General features: G+C 61.8%; 16 protein-coding genes. 13 read left to right on the top strand and 3 right to left on the bottom strand.

Going from position 1 to position 16,626, the window contains the following annotated elements:
* Positions 1-164 precede the first annotated feature (164 nt).
* The gene (locus tag JM946_RS15265; RefSeq protein WP_203168158.1) at positions 165-1,217 is read left to right on the top strand and encodes a lipid A deacylase LpxR family protein; all 1,053 of its coding nucleotides are present in this window, start codon (positions 165-167) and stop codon (positions 1,215-1,217) included.
* A gap of 132 nt (positions 1,218-1,349) precedes the next feature.
* Here JM946_RS15265 and JM946_RS15260 read toward each other — a convergent pair whose 3' ends face one another.
* Both JM946_RS15260 and JM946_RS15255 read right to left on the bottom strand, forming a co-directional pair.
* On the bottom strand, positions 1,350-3,602 hold the full coding sequence (locus JM946_RS15260) for a DUF6351 family protein (protein WP_203168157.1): 2,253 nt from the start codon (positions 3,600-3,602) through the stop codon (positions 1,350-1,352).
* 384 nt (positions 3,603-3,986) lie between these two features.
* Positions 3,987-4,580: a CGNR zinc finger domain-containing protein gene (locus JM946_RS15255; protein ID WP_203168156.1), complete on the bottom strand. Its 594-nt coding sequence runs from the start codon at positions 4,578-4,580 to the stop codon at positions 3,987-3,989.
* Between the two features lie 129 nt (positions 4,581-4,709).
* Here JM946_RS15255 and JM946_RS15250 point away from each other — a divergent pair, with 129 nt between their 5' ends.
* On the top strand, positions 4,710-5,696 hold the full coding sequence (locus JM946_RS15250) for an alpha/beta fold hydrolase (RefSeq protein WP_203168155.1): 987 nt from the start codon (positions 4,710-4,712) through the stop codon (positions 5,694-5,696).
* A 67-nt stretch (positions 5,697-5,763) separates the two neighbouring features.
* On the opposite strand, the gene JM946_RS15245 is transcribed toward JM946_RS15250, so the two are convergent.
* Positions 5,764-6,585: a helix-turn-helix domain-containing protein gene (locus JM946_RS15245; RefSeq protein ID WP_203168154.1), complete on the bottom strand. Its 822-nt coding sequence runs from the start codon at positions 6,583-6,585 to the stop codon at positions 5,764-5,766.
* Between the two features lie 341 nt (positions 6,586-6,926).
* Here JM946_RS15245 and JM946_RS15240 point away from each other — a divergent pair, with 341 nt between their 5' ends.
* The 11 genes from JM946_RS15240 to JM946_RS15190 all read left to right on the top strand — a co-directional run bounded on the left by JM946_RS15240 (position 6,927) and on the right by JM946_RS15190 (position 16,624).
* Positions 6,927-7,103, top strand: a complete 177-nt coding sequence (locus tag JM946_RS15240) for a Flp family type IVb pilin (protein WP_203168153.1) — start codon at positions 6,927-6,929, stop codon at positions 7,101-7,103.
* Positions 7,104-7,165: 62 nt separating this feature from the next.
* A complete protein-coding gene (locus tag JM946_RS15235) occupies positions 7,166-7,690 on the top strand; it encodes an A24 family peptidase (RefSeq protein ID WP_218042886.1) in 525 nt (174 codons plus the stop codon).
* 27 nt (positions 7,691-7,717) lie between these two features.
* A complete protein-coding gene (locus tag JM946_RS15230; RefSeq protein WP_203168151.1) occupies positions 7,718-9,040 on the top strand; it encodes a P-loop NTPase family protein in 1,323 nt (440 codons plus the stop codon).
* A 28-nt stretch (positions 9,041-9,068) separates the two neighbouring features.
* Positions 9,069-9,848 carry a Flp pilus assembly protein CpaB gene (gene cpaB / locus JM946_RS15225; RefSeq protein ID WP_203168150.1) on the top strand — a complete coding sequence of 260 codons (780 nt, stop codon included), beginning with the start codon at positions 9,069-9,071 and terminating at the stop codon, positions 9,846-9,848.
* A gap of 74 nt (positions 9,849-9,922) precedes the next feature.
* Positions 9,923-11,488, top strand: coding sequence for a type II and III secretion system protein family protein (locus JM946_RS15220; RefSeq protein ID WP_218042884.1), 1,566 nt, complete (start codon positions 9,923-9,925; stop codon positions 11,486-11,488).
* A 32-nt stretch (positions 11,489-11,520) separates the two neighbouring features.
* Positions 11,521-11,802 carry a hypothetical protein gene (locus tag JM946_RS15215; RefSeq protein ID WP_203168148.1) on the top strand — a complete coding sequence of 94 codons (282 nt, stop codon included), beginning with the start codon at positions 11,521-11,523 and terminating at the stop codon, positions 11,800-11,802.
* 32 nt (positions 11,803-11,834) lie between these two features.
* Positions 11,835-13,106 (top strand): Tad domain-containing protein, encoded by a 1,272-nt coding sequence (locus JM946_RS15210; RefSeq protein ID WP_203168147.1) that lies wholly within the window; start codon positions 11,835-11,837, stop codon positions 13,104-13,106.
* Positions 13,103-13,573: a TadE/TadG family type IV pilus assembly protein gene (locus JM946_RS15205; protein ID WP_203168146.1), complete on the top strand. Its 471-nt coding sequence runs from the start codon at positions 13,103-13,105 to the stop codon at positions 13,571-13,573. Before JM946_RS15210 ends, JM946_RS15205 begins: the two co-directional genes overlap by 4 nt.
* The gene (locus JM946_RS15200; protein ID WP_203168145.1) at positions 13,573-14,052 is read left to right on the top strand and encodes a TadE/TadG family type IV pilus assembly protein; all 480 of its coding nucleotides are present in this window, start codon (positions 13,573-13,575) and stop codon (positions 14,050-14,052) included. Before JM946_RS15205 ends, JM946_RS15200 begins: the two co-directional genes overlap by 1 nt.
* A gap of 2 nt (positions 14,053-14,054) precedes the next feature.
* Entirely contained in the window at positions 14,055-15,248 is a 1,194-nt protein-coding gene (locus tag JM946_RS15195) for an AAA family ATPase (RefSeq protein ID WP_203168144.1), read from the top strand.
* 77 nt (positions 15,249-15,325) lie between these two features.
* Positions 15,326-16,624: a CpaF family protein gene (locus JM946_RS15190; protein WP_407700561.1), complete on the top strand. Its 1,299-nt coding sequence runs from the start codon at positions 15,326-15,328 to the stop codon at positions 16,622-16,624.
* The last annotated feature ends 2 nt before the right edge of the window (positions 16,625-16,626 follow it).

The following is a 16,626-nucleotide window of genomic DNA, read 5'->3' as shown; positions in this document are numbered from 1 at the left end:
GGAAGCTTTTACGAGTTGTTAAGTCGTGCAAGGGCACGTTGTTACAACCGACGCAACGCTTCACTGAGCTTCACGCCTCTGAACTCGGCTTGCACGCCGTGACGGCGGATATTTCCTCGCAACGACGGATCGTCATTTCGACGCATCGCAAACGGGGAAACATCATGAACAAGCAAACGCGCACCACCTCTGGTCCCTCCCTCGCTTGGGCCGCTTCGATCGCACTGGCGCTCGGCAGCTCGACACTGAGCCAGGCCAGCGAATCGCCCGACGACGCCAATGGCATGACTGCCTACATGCGCCTCGACAACGACGTGTTCGCTGGCACCGATCGCGGCTACTCGAACGGCACGGAGTTCGGCTTCGTCTCGCCGACCATCCAGAGCTTCCAGGATCAGCGCCTGTCGGGCAGCACGCGCTGGCTCAATCGCAAACTGGCATGGCTGCAGCCGCAAGGCTACGAGTACAACAACATGGTGATGACGCTGGGTCAGGGCATATTCACGCCAAGCGACTGGCGCCTCGAGACGCCCGATCCGAACGATCGCCCCTATGCTGGCGTGCTGATGCTGGGCGTGACTTATAACGGCCGCGACGAGAACAGCATGCGAAGCACCACCTTCAACGTCGGCATGGTGGGCCCATCTGCGTTCGCACAAGAAACGCAGGACTTCGTGCACAGCCTGGTCGGTGGCGAGGACTTCGCCGGCTGGGATCATCAGTTGCGTGACGAGCCGGTGTTCCGCCTGATGCAGCAGCGGCTTCACAAGCGCACGTTCACCAAGCCCACCTGGATGTCGGATGTGATCTTTCATTACGGCGGCGCGATCGGCAATCTCACCACCTTCGTGAACGCTGGCGCTGAAGTGCGTATCGGCGGCTGGATTCCGGATAACTTCGGCAGTGCGCCGGCACTACCCGTCGCGGAGAACACCGCGCCGACCATCGGCGCCCTCTACAGCGACACGGTCCGCGTACACGGCTTCGTGGCGCTGGATGTTCGCTACGTCGCTCACGACATCACTTTGGATGGCAATACATTCAAGGACAGCGCCAGTGTCGAGCGCGAAGACGTCGTTGCCGATCTGGGTGTCGGAGTCGCCGCGCACTGGGGCAACTGGAAGATCGCCTTTGCCCGTTACTTCCGCACGCGTGAGTACCGCAGCCAGAACGGCGAAGCTGAACTGGGCAGCATCACCATCCGGCGGGCGATCTGAATGGGTACCTTGAAGCCGATCCAGGCTGCCCATCGCTGGACGCCTGGATCGGGCGATACCAGACTTCGAGATTCCGGGCCGGACGGTCGACTGCATCGATGCGCGTCCGGCCTCGAGCAAACAATCTGAAACTCAATGCCGCTTGCGGGGCCGTCCCTGATCCGGCCGGCTGTAGTCGCAGACGCCACTCGGGAAGATCTGCTTCAGCTTCTGCACTTGTTGCGCCGTCGGTGTCCACGGCGCATACAACCCTTCCTTGATCGCTTTTTCTACCGGCTTCAGCGCGCACTTATAGATGCCGCCCTCGATCGGTGCGCCCGCCACGATCCTTGAAGTCGAGTAGATCGGGAAGCGCTGCGTGCACGGACCCGCGGGCTTGTCATCGAGGATGCCGTTCCACGCATCGTCGCCTGCATAGATCAGCTGACCATTGACATCGAAGCAGCTGTCGACGGCGCGCGCCGGACGATTGCGTCGAATCCCTTTGTGCGGATTCTTCTGGATGTTTCTCATCCACTCTTCCATGACCAGGATTGCATCCATGGACTGGCTCGCCTTCGGCAGGCCCGGCATGGTGTCGGTGAACCAGATCACCAGCATGTCGCTGTTGCCCATGCGTTCCAGCACACGCTGACGTACAGCGAAGCTCTGATGCACGTTGTGCATGTCGAGCTCGCGTTCCATGTATTGGCGATGATCGATGGTCGGCCGATCGAGCTGCCCCTGAAACACCATGCCCGAGGTGTAGGCATTGCGAATCGGTCTGAGATCGGCCTCGGTGCGCGGCGCAGGCTTGGCCGGATCGGTGCTGAGATTCATATTGCGCCGACTCCACGGATCGAAGTAGCCCGGTACCGTCAGCGCCTTGTTGATCTCCTCCGGCGAAGTGCCCAGGAAGGGGAATCCCTCCTGCACCATTTCATTCGGTTGTTTCCAACCGCCGACGTGCCAGTTCAGATTCAGAAACTCTTCGAACGTGATCTTGCTCTCCTGCAAGGAACGCAATCCGTACTGCACGCCCACGTTGTCCCACGTCGGACGCGCCGCGCCGGTCTCATCGACGCCGTAGATGTTCCGCAGATCGTCCCAGTGCGTCCAGCGAATCGCCGCGATGGCAGACTGCGGCTCGTAGTTCTGCTGATTCGGCGCCTGGCCATACCATGGGTTCATGGCGAGCGGCGACAGGCCGCGCCAGGCCGGCACACACTCGGTCGTGCCAAGCGCGGTGCTGTAGCCGAGCGCCACCTTCAGCTGCGCCAAAGGATCGTTCACATCGTCGAAGCCCTCCTCGGCATTGAAGCCGACCAGCCAGCTGCGATTCTTAGTGACGCGCCATTTGGGGTTGGCGCGATCGGTCGCATCCATGTAGTGCTCGAGCAGCTCGCAATCGCCGACGTGAATGGTCTGCGTCACCATGTCGGGATAGGACTGCACGGGCAACAGCGCATCCAGCAAGCCGGGCTGGTTCTGACCGATGACGTACTGTTGAATGGCGCCGCCAGAGCCGCCGAGACCGACCGTGTAGGTCGGCACGCCATAGCGCTCGATGAAACGCTCCTTGGTCATCATCATGGTCTCGCCCGCCACCGCCAGGTTGTAATGCGTGCCGGTGTTGTTGCCGCTGGAATGGGCAATCGCATAGCCGAGCCGCAGGATGTCCGGGTTCAGCGAGCCACTGTGCACCGTGCCCTGCGTATGGCCGATGGCCACGCCGCCCTGAAACCAATACAGCAACCGGCCGTTCCAGCGGCTCAGATCGAGCTTGCCCGGCTGCTCGTTCGCCGGCGCCAGCATGGCGAAGCTATAAAGGAACCGATTGATCGATCCGACTTCACGACGCACGACGAAATCCACCGTGCGGCCGTCCGGCAATGTCACCTGCGCAAGATCGGCGGGCCGGCTGCCATCGGCTGGCATGGGCGCCCAGGCGTTCGCCGTGGTCCTATATAGATAAGTGACAAAGGTTTCGATCGAACAATCGCGACTGTATCCAATCACGTTGCCGGCCGCGTCGAAGACCCGCGTGCCCGGCGGGGTCGCGCTCTCCACGATGGGCTGGCGACCTACCGCGCCTTGGGTCGTTGTACACACGAAGGGATGTTGCTGTGGGCCGGAGAACATCGGGCCGGTGATGGGATGATTGATCAGCCTGAGCGCGTCCCGATCCCAACGGCCTTTGAGCAACGCTTCGAGCCGATTCTCGCCGCGAACCAATCCGGTGATCACGCCCTGCAGCCGATGCCCTTTGCTGCTGACGGGCTTGAGGTTGGCTGTCACGCGCCGGCCATTCAGATACAGCTCGACTTTGTTCTGCAGTCCGGGCGGCACACGGACTTCGATGCGAGCATCGCCGCCTGAAACATACTGCGCGGGACTCGAAACCACGCTCAGCTCCACCGAGCTGTGTCCCTTGCCGTGATCACGATCCCGATCATCCTTGTCCCACCCGCGACCGTTGTGAGCGTGAGTGATTCCGGCAGCGCATAACGCAAGCATCGCGACTGCCGGTGGCACGCAAATCCGCCACCGACTCCGACCGGCAATAGCAGCTTTCCGACGATGATCCGTCGTCATGAGATATCCCCCGTCTGTTGTGACCTTCGGCTCGTCGGCCGACGGTCTGTAGATTTCGCGCGCCGTGATTCATGTCACGACGGCGCGTGCGGTTAGGAATACTCCCGGACCATGAAGAATGCAATCGCGTATCGACCGTTCGTCGAGGTGCCGAGCTCGCGCGATGAACGCTTTGTCATTGAGCGCGAATCAGTATCAGCCCTCGCGCTGGCGCTCTCGGAATGCGGCGACTTTGGCTCGGTTGCCGCAGCCGGCGGCGCTACAGAACAGGCGTCGATGCGCTTTGGTTCGATCGAGGAACCACAAGGTGCAGCCGTCGCCGGCGCATGACTTGAGCAAGCTCGGGTCTTCCTCCGTGACCAGATCGGCGACCTGCGAGGCCAACAACGCTAACAGTTCTTCCACCGTATCGATCTGGTAGTTCGCGACCCGTTCCAGCCCCTCCTTGGTCCGCGTCACTTCATGCCGCACGCTCAGGTTGGCGAGCGTTTTGTTCAACGTCGCAATCTCAGCGCTGTAGTCGCGCCCCGGCGCGCTACGCCAGCGCATCAGCCAGGCGCGCGCCCATTCTCGCAGCTTCCTGACCTCTGCAGCCGCGGCATCCAGTCCTTTCGCACCGAGCTTCCGCGACAGCCGCGCAATTTGCTCAGCATCGAGCAGGCCGGAAACCTGCAGCCATTCGAGCAGCGCCTTGCCGTCGCCGATGATCTCGACGTGCTGGCCTTGCGGCTCGAAGGCGGTATTCAGGAGATCGGCGGCCGGGTGACTGCCAATGAACTGGGGTTGCATGGGCACCTCGTCAACAGGGACCCATCGTAACCATTAAATCCCGTGTTGACAAGTTACGAGGGGCCACGTAACTTGTAAAGCGAATCCATTCTGGTTACACCCTCTTCCACCCAACCCAAGAGACTCGCTATGAACCTGCTCAAACGACTTCCACTGAAACATCTTGCGGCCGCTGCCCTGGTGATCGCGACCGTCACGCCGGCAAACGCCGACCGTCCGGGCGCTCAACCGGTTGTTACCTCCGATCGATCCGCCGTCCGGTACCACACCAAACAGATCGACGGCGTCGACGTGTTCTATCGAGAAGCCGGTGCCTCCAATGCACCGACCGTCGTGCTGCTTCACGGCTTTCCGACCTCCTCGAACATGTACCGCAACCTGATTCCTGCGCTCGCGACCAAATATCGCGTCATTGCGCCGGACTATCCCGGGTTCGGTCACAGTGCATTCCCACCGCGCAACCAGTTCGAGTACACCTTCGCGCACTACGCGGACCTGATGGACAAGCTGCTCACCGAACTGCGCGCCGATAAATACGCGCTGTATGTGATGGACTATGGCGCCCCGGTTGGATTCCGACTGGCGCTCAAACATCCCGAGCGCGTCACGGCGCTGATCACTCAGAACGGCAATGCCTACACCGAAGGGTTGAAAGAATTCTGGGATCCGATCAAAGCGTACTGGGCTAGCGGCTCGAAAGCCGACCGCGAAGTCCTGCGCGCCGCCACCACCCTGGCTGCGATCCGCGAGCAATATCTGGATGGCGTGAAGGACCCCACGCGGGTCGATCCCACCACCTGGCTCATCGACGATGCGTTGATGAATCGGCCCGGCAACGTGGAGGTGCAGCTGGATCTGTTCTATGACTACCGAACCAATGTCGCCCTGTATCCACAGTTCCAGCGATTCTTTCGTGAGCGGCAGCCGCCGACCCTGATCGTCTGGGGACGTAACGACAAGATCTTCCCCGCCGAAGGCGCCCGGGCCTATCTGCGCGATCTGCCGCAGGCGGAGTTACATCTGCTCGACACCGGACATTTCGCGCTGGAAGACCAGGGCGATCGAATCGCCGCGCTGATGCTGGACTTCCTGGGCCGACATCTGCCGCAACGCTAACTTGAATCATTCGCTCGGACGCTCACGGAAGAGCGTCCGGGTTCGCCACACCGCGCGATTGAACGCTTCAGCCGGTGGCTTCGGTACCGGCTTCCATCAACCCGGAACCTTGCGGCGCCTTCTGCGCCGTCAGCACCGAAGCGCGGTAGGCGCTCGGCGACAGGCCAGTTCGTTTGCGAAACAACCGAGCGAAATATGAAGGATCGTTGAATCCCGCCATGGCAGCCACGTCGCTGACGGACACCTGCGGAATGCCGAGCAACCGCTTCGACTGGAGCAACCGGCAATCGCTCAGATGGTCTCGGAAAGTGATGCCGTACGCGGCGCGAAATGCCCTGCTGAACTCGAAGGGCGACATGCCGTAATCACGCGCCACCTCCTGCTCGCTGATCGGCTGCGCATAGTTCTTTTCTATATAACCCAGCACACCGTCCAGCTTGCCTCGGGTATTGCGTTTGGCGTGATAGCGAGCCTCATCTGGAATTGCCTCCGCGCCGGTCGCATTGGAGCGCGTCCCCTGCGTCCGCCGCGCCTCGAGCACCGGCGACAGGCGTTGCACACAGCGCAACACGTCGCGTGCCGTCAAAGGTTTGAGCAGCACATCGAAGATTCGGGTGCGCAGCGCCCATAGCACTACGTCGGCCGACTGTTGGGAGAGCAACATAATAATGGGCACCGACGGAAACCTGGCCTTGGTGTCGGTGACGAACTTGAGGCAGCCCATGTCCGGGTGCTCGAAGTCGAAACAGATGACATCGGCGGGAGTCGCCAGCGACAACGCCGCCCACAAATGCTTTTGATCCGTCGCCCGGACCTCGCAAATGCGCGAAAACTCCGCCAACGATGCCGCAACGCGCGCACCGCAACACATATCGACCCAAAGCAGCATGACCCGCAGGCTCCCACGCAAACGCTGCAATTCAGCTGATTCCGAGACTACGCCGGCGAGAAATGTTCCTTAGTGACTCCCATCACCTTGTTCTCTTCGCCAGCGTCTGGGACACATTAATTCCGCATTCCCCTTAGTTGCATAACTGTGGCGACCACGTAGTGCGGTGTGAATCCGAACACACCTCGCCGCCACACCCGCAAAAACGTCCTGCCCTTCCGCAAGAACATGCGCGCCTCGCGCGTCGCAATTCCGGGAAAGTTCGCTCCACCGCGGACGGCGGGGAAGAAAGGGTCAGCACCCGGCCCATATCGGGTGAGTTGAAATTGAGGAGTCAACAAATGAACAGTCTGAAGCAGGCGGTTTTGAATTTCATTCGCGAAGAGGAAGGGTTGACCATCGTTGAGTACGCCGTGGCTGGTGGTTTGATCACCGTGGCGGTCGCGGGGGCGTTCGAGGCGCTCGGTGGCGCAGTTCTCGCCCGCATCAACGAACTGATCGCCGCGGTCACCGGTTAACCGCCGATGCGGAGGGCGCCCCACCAGGTGCTCTCCGCATGGCCCACCAGCAGGGATCTCCGATGCTCGCGCCCTTCGACCAAATGCACGCCGCTCTGATCACCTTCGTCCTGGCGGTCGCGATCATCGACTGGCGCACGCACCGCATTCCGAACCTCCTGTGTGCGACCGCAGCCATCTTCGGTCTGAGCTCACAGCTGTGGCTGCATGGCGAAGACGGATTGCTTACCGCCCTGGGCGGCGCCGCAGTGGGCTTCGCCATGTTTCTACCTTTCTATGTGCTGCGAGCTTTCGGCGCCGGCGATGTGAAGGCCATGGCCACGGTCGGCATTTTCCTGGGACTCGAGCACACGCTGCTCGCAGTCGGGATGACATTGATGGCCGGCACGGTCCTCGGACTCTGCGTGCTTCTATTCAAGCCAACGCACGCCAGGGCCACCATGCATCGGTTGTTCGGCCTGTTACTGGCGCCCGTCGTCAGCATGCGCAACTCGCGCCGGACCCGCGACGCTACATCCCTCCGCTTCCCATATGGCGTGGCCATCGCGTGCGGCACTGCTGTCGCGCTACTGATCACTACTCGATGAGACACCGATCCAGGAAGGCAGAAACTCATGTCGACACCAACATATCAAGCGCCACAGCCACACGCGCCGAGCTTCGATCCAGCGCAGATCGCGCCGCGGCCGCAGACGCTTGCGGCCACGGGGCTGCCGCTAGCATTTCTGTGCGATCTGCTGGAGAAGCATCTGTTCGAGGGCGGCGTACTCAGCATGCGCGAGCTCGTCATTCGTAGCGCCCTCTCCGGGCGGCTGCTGGAGGAACTGCTCGGCTTCCTACGTAAAGAAGGCCGCATCGAGGTTCGTGCGCAGCAAGGTGACACCCCCGGTCTCGGCTACGTTCTCACCGAGAGAGGTCGTGGCAGCGCAATGGCCTCGTTGATGGTCAGTGGCTACGTCGGCCCCGCCCCCGTGCCCCTCGAGCGCTATGTCGAAACCGTACGGATGCAATCGGTTCGCAGCCGGCGCGTGACTCGGGCGCGCATGAGTGCCGCCTTTTCAGACACTGTGCTCGATCCAGCGATGCTGGACCGGCTGGGCCCTGCGATGAATTCAGGCAAGGCGATCTTTGTCTACGGCGCGCCCGGCACGGGCAAGACTTATATCAGCCAGCGCCTGGCACGGCTGTTCGATGACACCTGCCTGATTCCGCACGCCATCGCCATCGGCGATACCGTCGTGCGCATCTTCGATTCCAGCGTCCACCGTCAGTTTCAAGACTACTCACCCGTGGTGATGCTCACTCGAGGGCACGATCCGCGCTATGTGTTGTGCCGGCGCCCGCTGGTGGTTACTGGCGGCGAGCTCACCACTGACATGCTCGAAGTGCAATTCGATCCCGCGACGCGACAGTACCGCGCGCCGCTGCAGGTCAAAGCCAATGGCGGCATGTTGATTCTCGATGACCTTGGCCGTCAGCGTGTCGCGCCGAACATCGTGCTGAACCGCTGGATTCTGCCGATGGAAGAAGGCATCGATTATCTGAGCATGAACACCGGACAGCACTTCCGCACGCCGTTCGACGTGATCCTGGTGTTCTCCACGAATCTGCGGCCGAGCGACCTGGTCGACGACGCATTCCTGCGACGCATCGGGTACAAGATCGGATTCCACCCGCTGGACGCCAAACAGTTCCATCTGGTGTGGCAGCGGGTCTGTGAAACCCACGGCGTTCATTACGATCCGGCGCTCTGCCAACACATGATCGATGCGCTCTACACGCCGACCGGCACGCCCCTGCTGCCCTGTCACCCACGAGATCTGATCGGCATGGCGCTGGACCGCAACGTGTACCTGGACATGCGTGACCGCCTGACGGCCGAAGCGCTGCACTGGGCGTGGGACAACTATTTCGTAACCACGCCAGGTCGCGACTGAGCCTGGCAGAACCGCGGAGATGGCAAAGATGAAGCGTCGAGGCTTGATGATGGTGATGCTGTCGCTGGTGTTCGGCGCCGCGGCGGCTTGGTCCGCGAAAAACTGGGTCGAGCAGCGTGCGCGTGTCACCCAGACGCCGGACGCCGGCGCGACGGTTGTGGTCGCCGCGATGGAAATTCCCTATGGCACCGTCATCGAGGGCCGGCATCTGAACGTGATCACGGTCCCTACCGGCACGTCGCTGGGCAACAACTTCGGCAACATAAAAGAAGTGGAAGGCCTGATCGCGGCCCAGAAGGTGCTCGCCGGCGAAGTCCTGCTGAAAGAGCGATTCACCAAAGGTGGAGCAGGAAGCACGCTCGCCGCGCTCATAAAGCCCGACATGCGTGCGGTGACGGTGCGTGTCGATGATGTCGTCGGTGTGGCCGGCTTCCTGCTGCCCGGCAATCGTGTCGATGTGGTCGCCGCGCGCAAGGTCAACGATCGCGCCACCACCGAGACCATCTTGATGAACATCCATGTGCTCGCAGTCGATCAGACCTCGACCCAGGACAAAAGCGAGCCTGTGGTGGTGCGCGCCGTCACGTTAGAGATGACACCGCAGGAAGCGGAGGTCCTGGTGCGCGCTCGTGAGGAAGGACGTATCCAACTCACTCTACGCAACCCCACCGATGAGTTTCGCCCGCAGCTGGCGGCCGAGCCGCCACCGCCCCGGCCCGTCGTGAAACCCGCGCGCACGCCGCCGCGGCCCCCAAGTGTCACGATCATTCGCGGCACTCTCGTCGACACCGCCGAGAAGAGCTCCTGAAACGTTCCCCACCAACTAGCAACTCCACTGCTTCCCTACTCCCTTTGCCACACGGAATCCGTAACGGAATCAACATGCGTCACAAGAGCCCGACGTCGAGCCCGATAGCGAATATGTGTGCACTGATGATTGGATTGGCGAGCGTGATCACATCGTCCTTCGCACCGGCACAGGAAGCACCGGATCAGGTCATTCGCGCGACGCGTAGCACGACTTTCTCGGTACCCATCTTCAAAAGCCGCGTCGTGGAGCTGCCAGCGGCGGTGAAGCGCGTATCCATTGGTAACCCCGACATAGCCGACGTGCTGTTGATCGGCGACGACGCGCTGTACGTACTCGGCAAGGATCTCGGTGCGACCAACGTGATGCTGTGGGATCGCGACGATCGGCTGGTCAGCGCGCTCAACATCACCGTCACGCATGACCTGGACAACTTGAAGAAGCAGATCATGACCGTGCTGCCCGGCGAGAACGTCGAAATATGGAGCGCCCAGCGAAACATCGTGCTGTCCGGCCAGGTTTCCAGCACCGCCAAGATGGACGCCGCGCTGCAGGTCGCCAAGGGCTACCTGGAACAAACCGCCACGGCCAAGGAAAAGATCATGTTCAAAACAGAGACCGGCGGCATGGGCGAGCCCGACAAGAAAGCGGGCGAAGTCATCAACCTCATGACGGTCGGCGGCGCGCACCAGGTGATGCTGCAAGTGAGAGTCGCGGAAGTGAATCGCGAGGCGATCCGCAATCTCAACGCGCAGGCACATTTTCTGCAAAACACCGGCAAGTGGGTGACCGGCGGCGTCAACGGCGGCGCCACCTTCCCGGATGTTTTGTTTCAACCGGGCAACGTGCGCGTTCCGGTCTTCGGCGACGGCGCCAACGCCAACGGCAATCCGATCGGACCGGTGTTCGATGAGTTCGCACCCAACGAGCAGATCGTCACCAGCACCGGCCTATTCGGCAGTTTCCTCAGTAGCGACTTCCTCGCCAACGTGGTGCTAGACGCATATCAGACGCGCGGCCTGGCAAAAATTCTCGCCGAGCCGACCCTCACAACGTTGTCGGGCCAGGATGCGCAGTTCCTTTCCGGTGGCAGCTTTCCGATTCCGGTGTCCCAGGAGAACGGTCAGATCAGCATCGAGTTCAAGGACTTCGGCGTGAAGCTGTCGTTCCAGCCGCTGATCCTCGATCCGCAGCGGATCAACCTCAAGCTCAATGTCAGCGTCAGCGAGCTGTCCAACGCCAACTCGGTCTCGCTGCAACCCATCGGCACTTCCGCCGTGTTCACGATCCCTTCGCTGACCGAGCGTCGCGCCGCATCGACCGTCGAGCTGAGTGACGGTCAGACGATCGGCATCGCCGGCCTGATGAACGAAAACATGCGCTCGGCCGTGAACAAGTTCCCCGGCCTCGGCGACGTGCCCATTCTCGGTCATCTGTTTCGCAGCCAGAGCTTTCAGAAAGGTGAAAGCGAACTGGTGATCCTGGTCACGCCCAAGCTGGCCAAACCGATCAAGCCTGCCGACATCAAGCTGCCCACCGACGCCATTGGCGATCCGGGCGCTGCCGCCTTCTTCCTCGGCGGCAAGATCGAAGGCAAACCCAAAGCGGCCGCTCCATCTGGCAGCTCGGACAGCAAATGAACGCGCCCATGCATGCCCGCGAGGAATCACACATGAACATCGTCAATGTGACTGCGCTTGCCATCGCCACACTGCTGATCGGCGGTTGCGCCGACACGCCGCTGGCCGACGCCGATTTCGGCGAGTCAGTGCGACAAATGGTTCAAGCTCAAACGCTCGACCCGGCCGCAGCCAGCAACCCACCCGCCCTGGCACCGGCCATCACCGATGGCGCGCGCCTGGAGAAGGCGCTCGAAATCTATCGCCAGGATGTCGCCAAAGGCATCGCTGAGGTCAAGCAGCCGGTGGTTTTCGAGATTGGCTCCAAGCAATAAATCTACGCAAGACCGTCCTCGCGAGGCACGCCATGCAACCCATCAAGTCATGCCATTCGCAACGAGGCGCCGTCGTCGTCCTGATGGCGGTCGCCATGGGAGCACTGATCCTGACCGCCGGGATGGCGCTCGACATGGGTCATGTGTTTCTCAACAAGACCCGTTTGCAAAACACGGTAGACGCCGCGGCGCTCGCGGCGGCCAAGACGCTGGACGACACCGGCAATACCGGGCTGGCCACAGCCGAGGCTTTGCAGGCCTTCGGTGACAATGCATCGGCGAGCGGCAATGGTGAGCTTGGCGATGCGTACGGTGCCGGTAACGGCAGCATCCAGGTCACGATCGAATATTCGGAGACGCTGCCACCGTTCGCGGCTGGCGCTGCCAACGGTCCATACGTTCGAGTGCGGGCCACCGGGTTCGTGATGCCTGCATGGTTGGTTCGCGCTGGCGGCATCTTCCAGAAGACGGTGGCAGCGGCTGCAGTCGCCGGGCCGCGCACGCTGAATGTCGGCAGCACCGTTTGCAACGTCGCGCCCATGATGGTCTGTGGCAATGCGGGCGGCCCGGGCTACTTCGGATATACACCGAACTCAGCCGTCGTCCTGAAGAAATCGACGCCCGGGGGTCAGTCCGCGGTCGGCCCCGGCAATTTCCAACTGATCCAGCTCGGCGGTCCCGGCGCCGCGATCGTGCGCGAGAACATGGCTGGCAGCTATGGCGCGTGCCTCACCGGGGGCAGCACGATCCAAACGCAGACCGGCAACGAAGCGGGGCCGGTCGCGCAAGGACTCAACACGCGATTCGGCCAGTACAACGGACCGATGAACGGTCAGCAGGCCACTTATCCGCCCGATGTCATCGTCGACGCTCAGACGCCGGCATTGCGCGCCGTCCAGAATGGGACGGGCTACGACGTCTACCAGGGGAACCTGCTGATCACCCCGTCCAACATCGACGTGCTCTATAACTACCAGGACTACATGAACGATCTCCGGAATCCCGGAACGTACGATTACCAGCCCATCAACGAAGGCGGGATCGGCGCATTCGAGCGGCGGGTGCTGGCGGTGCCGGTCGGCAACTGCGACGGCACAGTCAACGGGCAGGGCTCGGTGCCACTGCTGGGATTCGCATGTTTCTTCCTGCTGCAACCGGCGGAACAGCAAGGCAACGATTCGTTCGTATACGGCCAGTTCGTCTCGGACTGCGCCGTGACCGGCACCCCAGGACCGAATCCTGTCGCAGGCACCGGCCCACACATCATTCAACTCTATGACGATCCAGCGAGTAACGACTCATGAACGCGCACCTCCGCACGCGGGGTTGCCGCTCCGAACGTGGGCTCGCCATGGTCGAGTTCGCCATCTGCATCCCAGGGCTGTTATTGCTGATGCTGGCGACTGCCGAAATCGGCAGAGTACTGTTCCAATACAACACCCTGATGAAGGCGGTGCGCGACGGCGCGCGTTACGCGGCAACCAACGCAGCTGTTGGCACGACGCGAGTCGTCAACATCACTCCGGCGGTGCGCGACGACACCCGTAATCTGGTCGTTACCGGCAATCGCCTGGGCACAGGCGCGCCATTGCTACCAGGATTGAGTGTCGACAACGTAACTGTCACGGACGTAGGCAATGGATTCGTGCGGGTGGCTGCAACCTACACCTACGCTCCCGTCGTGGGAGCGACGCTACCAACATTCGGTTTGGGCGCGCCGATCGATCTGACGCTGACGCTGCCAGCGAGCGTCTTGATGAGGGCCCTGTGATGCGAAACCATGAGCGAGGCATCACCACCGTCGAATTCGCGATCGTCGGTGCCGTGTTGTTCATAGTGCTGTTCGCCGTGATCGAGTTCGGTAGAGCGCTGTTCGTAGCCAACGCCTTGGTAGAAGGCACCCGGCGCGGCGCACGGGTGGCGGCGATATGTCCGGTCGGAGACAGCCGGCCGGCCCAGGTCGCGATCTTCGCCGATGGCGACGGCGTCAGCGACATCGCGCCGGACCTCACTACTGCCAACGTCCTTGTTTCCTATCTCGACCAGTCCGGCGCGACGCTCGCAGATCCCGGCGCGAATTATTCATCCATTCGCTACGTACAGGTGAGCATCGTGGACTATACGCAACAATTGCTGATTCCGTTCGCGATGCCCAGCTTCTTGATGCCACCTTTCAGCGCGACATTGCCCATCGAGAGCCTCGGCTACTCCCCTACTCAACAGGCATTCCTGCCGTGCGCGGCGGTATAGGCATGACTCACCCGCTCAACATTCTGCTCGTGTCCCGCCGAAAGGAGGTGCTCGATCACCTCGAGCAAATCCTGCACGCGGCAGATCTCGCTCCGGCCCGGCAACTCAATGACAACGGCCACGTCAACCCGCTGCATGGAGTCGATCCGCTGCCCGAGCTGGTGGTGCTGCACCTGAGTCGGCTGTGGCGAGAAGAACTCGAGGCGATCGCCGCTCTACCTGCCGGACACCGGCCCGCGTTGATCGTCATCGGTCCGGCTGCCGATATGAATGTCATGCGGTTGGCAATGCAGGCCGGCGCTCGCGACCTGCTGCCTGACGCGCTGGTGAAGAGCGATCTGTTGCCAGCAATTCAGCGCATGCAGGAGGAGCGCCGCCGGCCGACCACCACGGGTGCGGGCAGGATCTCGGTATTCATGAACGCGAAAGGCGGTTGTGGCGCGACCATGCTCGCGTGCAATGTGGCTCATGTGCTCGCCGCGCGCTCGAAACAACGCACCGCACTGCTCGATCTCGATCTGCAATTCGGTGCGGCGCCGCTTTACCTGGACCTTTATCCGAAGCGTGGCATCGAACAGGCGCTGGACAATCTGGCGGGGCTCGACGAGCTCGCGCTCGAAGGGTATTTCGCCAAGCACGCCTCGGGCTTGAATGTTTTGAGCCATGCGACCGATGAGCCGCTCGCAGCCAGCAACATTTCTCCGGCCGCCGTCAATCAGCTGCTCAACGTGGCTCTGCGCGGTCACGAGCACGTCGTGGTCGACACGCCCAGAAGCGTTGGTGCCGTCACTACCGCAGTCATGCAACGCGCTCATCAGATCGTGCTGGTCTTGCAGCAGTCCGTCACCGCCGTGCGCGACGCCACTCGCTTGGTGCAATGGCTACGCTCGGAGGTCGGTGTCGCCAAGGATCAATTGTGCGTGGTCATCAATCGCTTCGAGAAGAGCGCGACAGTCGCCGTCGACGACATTCAGAAGGCGCTGAGCTGCGGCAAGCCAGCCTTGGTGCCGAACGATTTCGGCACGGTCTCAGAGTGCATCAACAGCGGTACTGCTTTGCTCGACTACGCGGGCAACGCCTCCATCACGCGCGCGGTGATGGCTTTGGAGACCCGGTTGGGCGGAACCTCCGCTCAGGCGCGCTCCAGCGTGATCGCGCGCACCTTCTCTAGCTTGCTGCCTGGGAGAACCCGATGAACGCGGATCTGACCGTACTGCTCGCGAAGCGTCCCGGTCTCGTGAGCGAAGAGGCCGCCGACGCCGCAGACGATCGCATGCGGCCACTTTCGCCCGCCGAGCGCGAATGGAAAGAGATCACCTATCAGCGTCTTTTGAAGGTGCTGGATCTATCGTTGCTCGCGGGCGCCGACGATAAAGACGCCAGGCGACAGATCCGCGATGTATGCGAGAACCTCATCGCAGAGGAACGCGCGCCGCTCAGCATCGCTTCGCGGCAACGGATCATCCGGCGCATCGAAGATGAAGTCCTCGGGCTGGGGCCGCTAGAGCCGCTGCTGGCCGATAAGTCGGTTTCGGACATTCTGGTCAACGGCGCGCGGCAAGTGTACGTCGAGCGGCGCGGCAAGCTGGAGCTGACCAACATCACTTTCAGCAACGATGCTCATCTGCTGAACATCATCGATCGCATCGTGTCGGCGGTGGGACGTCGCATCGACGAGTCCTCTCCCATGGTGGATGCGCGGCTAAAGGATGGATCGCGTGTGAATGCGATCATTCCGCCACTCGCCATCGACGGTCCGATACTGTCGATCCGGCGTTTCGCAGTCGAGCTGCTGAGCATCGCCGACCTGATTCAGCTTGGCAGCCTGACGCCGGCGATCGCGCAGGTGATGAGCGCAATCGTGAATGCTCGACTGAACGTGGTAGTTTCGGGCGGCACAGGCGCGGGCAAGACCACATTGTTGAATCTGATGTCCGGCTTTATCCCGGATACCGACCGCATCGTCACCATCGAGGACTCCGCCGAACTGCAGTTGCAACAGCCGCACGTGGTGCGTTTGGAGACTCGCCCCGCCAACATCGAAGGGCGCGGCGCCGTCACTCAGCGGGATCTGGTAAGAAACAGTCTGCGTATGCGACCGGACCGCATCGTGCTGGGCGAAGTCCGTGGCGGCGAAGCTCTGGATATGCTGCAGGCGATGAACACCGGTCACGATGGCTCGTTGACCACGATCCACGCCAACACTCCTCGGGACGCGCTCGGCCGGATCGAGAACATGGTGTCCATGACCGGCATCAACTTCCCAACCAAGGCGCTGCGTGCGCAAATTGCTTCGGCCATCGACATCGTTATTCAGGTGGAGCGCATGGAAGACGGCAAGCGCCGGGTCGTGAGCTTGCAAGAGATCAATGGCATGGAAGGCGATATCGTCACCTCTACCGAGTTGTTCGTTTTCGTGCGCCAGGGCGTCGATGCTCAAGGCAATGTGCTCGGTGAGCTGAAGCCGACGGGTATCGTGCCCGCTTTCCTGCGTGAGGTGCACGCTCGTGGCATAGAACTGCCCATCGAAACCTTCCGAGCCGATGTGGGCTCGCATCCGCCGCGGAGATAGTT

This window comes from Steroidobacter gossypii, from assembly GCF_016801985.1.
GTDB lineage: Bacteria > Pseudomonadota > Gammaproteobacteria > Steroidobacterales > Steroidobacteraceae > Steroidobacter > Steroidobacter gossypii.
Note: the sequence above shows the minus strand (reverse complement) of the source record. Positions and strands in the feature narration are given on the sequence as shown.

What these genes read in the sequence shown, in the direction of transcription:
- JM946_RS15265 (WP_203168158.1), top strand. Translation starts at nt 165, where the DNA reads ATGAACAAGCAAACGCGCACCACCTCTGGTCCCTCCCTCGCTTGGGCC.
- JM946_RS15255 (WP_203168156.1), bottom strand. Translation starts at nt 4,580, where the DNA reads ATGCAACCCCAGTTCATTGGCAGTCACCCGGCCGCCGATCTCCTGAAT.
- JM946_RS15250 (WP_203168155.1), top strand. Translation starts at nt 4,710, where the DNA reads ATGAACCTGCTCAAACGACTTCCACTGAAACATCTTGCGGCCGCTGCC.
- JM946_RS15245 (WP_203168154.1), bottom strand. Translation starts at nt 6,585, where the DNA reads ATGCTGCTTTGGGTCGATATGTGTTGCGGTGCGCGCGTTGCGGCATCG.
- JM946_RS15240 (WP_203168153.1), top strand. Translation starts at nt 6,927, where the DNA reads ATGAACAGTCTGAAGCAGGCGGTTTTGAATTTCATTCGCGAAGAGGAA.
- JM946_RS15235 (WP_218042886.1), top strand. Translation starts at nt 7,166, where the DNA reads ATGCTCGCGCCCTTCGACCAAATGCACGCCGCTCTGATCACCTTCGTC.
- JM946_RS15230 (WP_203168151.1), top strand. Translation starts at nt 7,718, where the DNA reads ATGTCGACACCAACATATCAAGCGCCACAGCCACACGCGCCGAGCTTC.
- cpaB (WP_203168150.1), top strand. Translation starts at nt 9,069, where the DNA reads ATGAAGCGTCGAGGCTTGATGATGGTGATGCTGTCGCTGGTGTTCGGC.
- JM946_RS15220 (WP_218042884.1), top strand. Translation starts at nt 9,923, where the DNA reads ATGCGTCACAAGAGCCCGACGTCGAGCCCGATAGCGAATATGTGTGCA.
- JM946_RS15215 (WP_203168148.1), top strand. Translation starts at nt 11,521, where the DNA reads ATGAACATCGTCAATGTGACTGCGCTTGCCATCGCCACACTGCTGATC.
- JM946_RS15210 (WP_203168147.1), top strand. Translation starts at nt 11,835, where the DNA reads ATGCAACCCATCAAGTCATGCCATTCGCAACGAGGCGCCGTCGTCGTC.
- JM946_RS15205 (WP_203168146.1), top strand. Translation starts at nt 13,103, where the DNA reads ATGAACGCGCACCTCCGCACGCGGGGTTGCCGCTCCGAACGTGGGCTC.
- JM946_RS15200 (WP_203168145.1), top strand. Translation starts at nt 13,573, where the DNA reads ATGCGAAACCATGAGCGAGGCATCACCACCGTCGAATTCGCGATCGTC.
- JM946_RS15195 (WP_203168144.1), top strand. Translation starts at nt 14,055, where the DNA reads ATGACTCACCCGCTCAACATTCTGCTCGTGTCCCGCCGAAAGGAGGTG.
- JM946_RS15190 (WP_407700561.1), top strand. Translation starts at nt 15,326, where the DNA reads ATGCGGCCACTTTCGCCCGCCGAGCGCGAATGGAAAGAGATCACCTAT.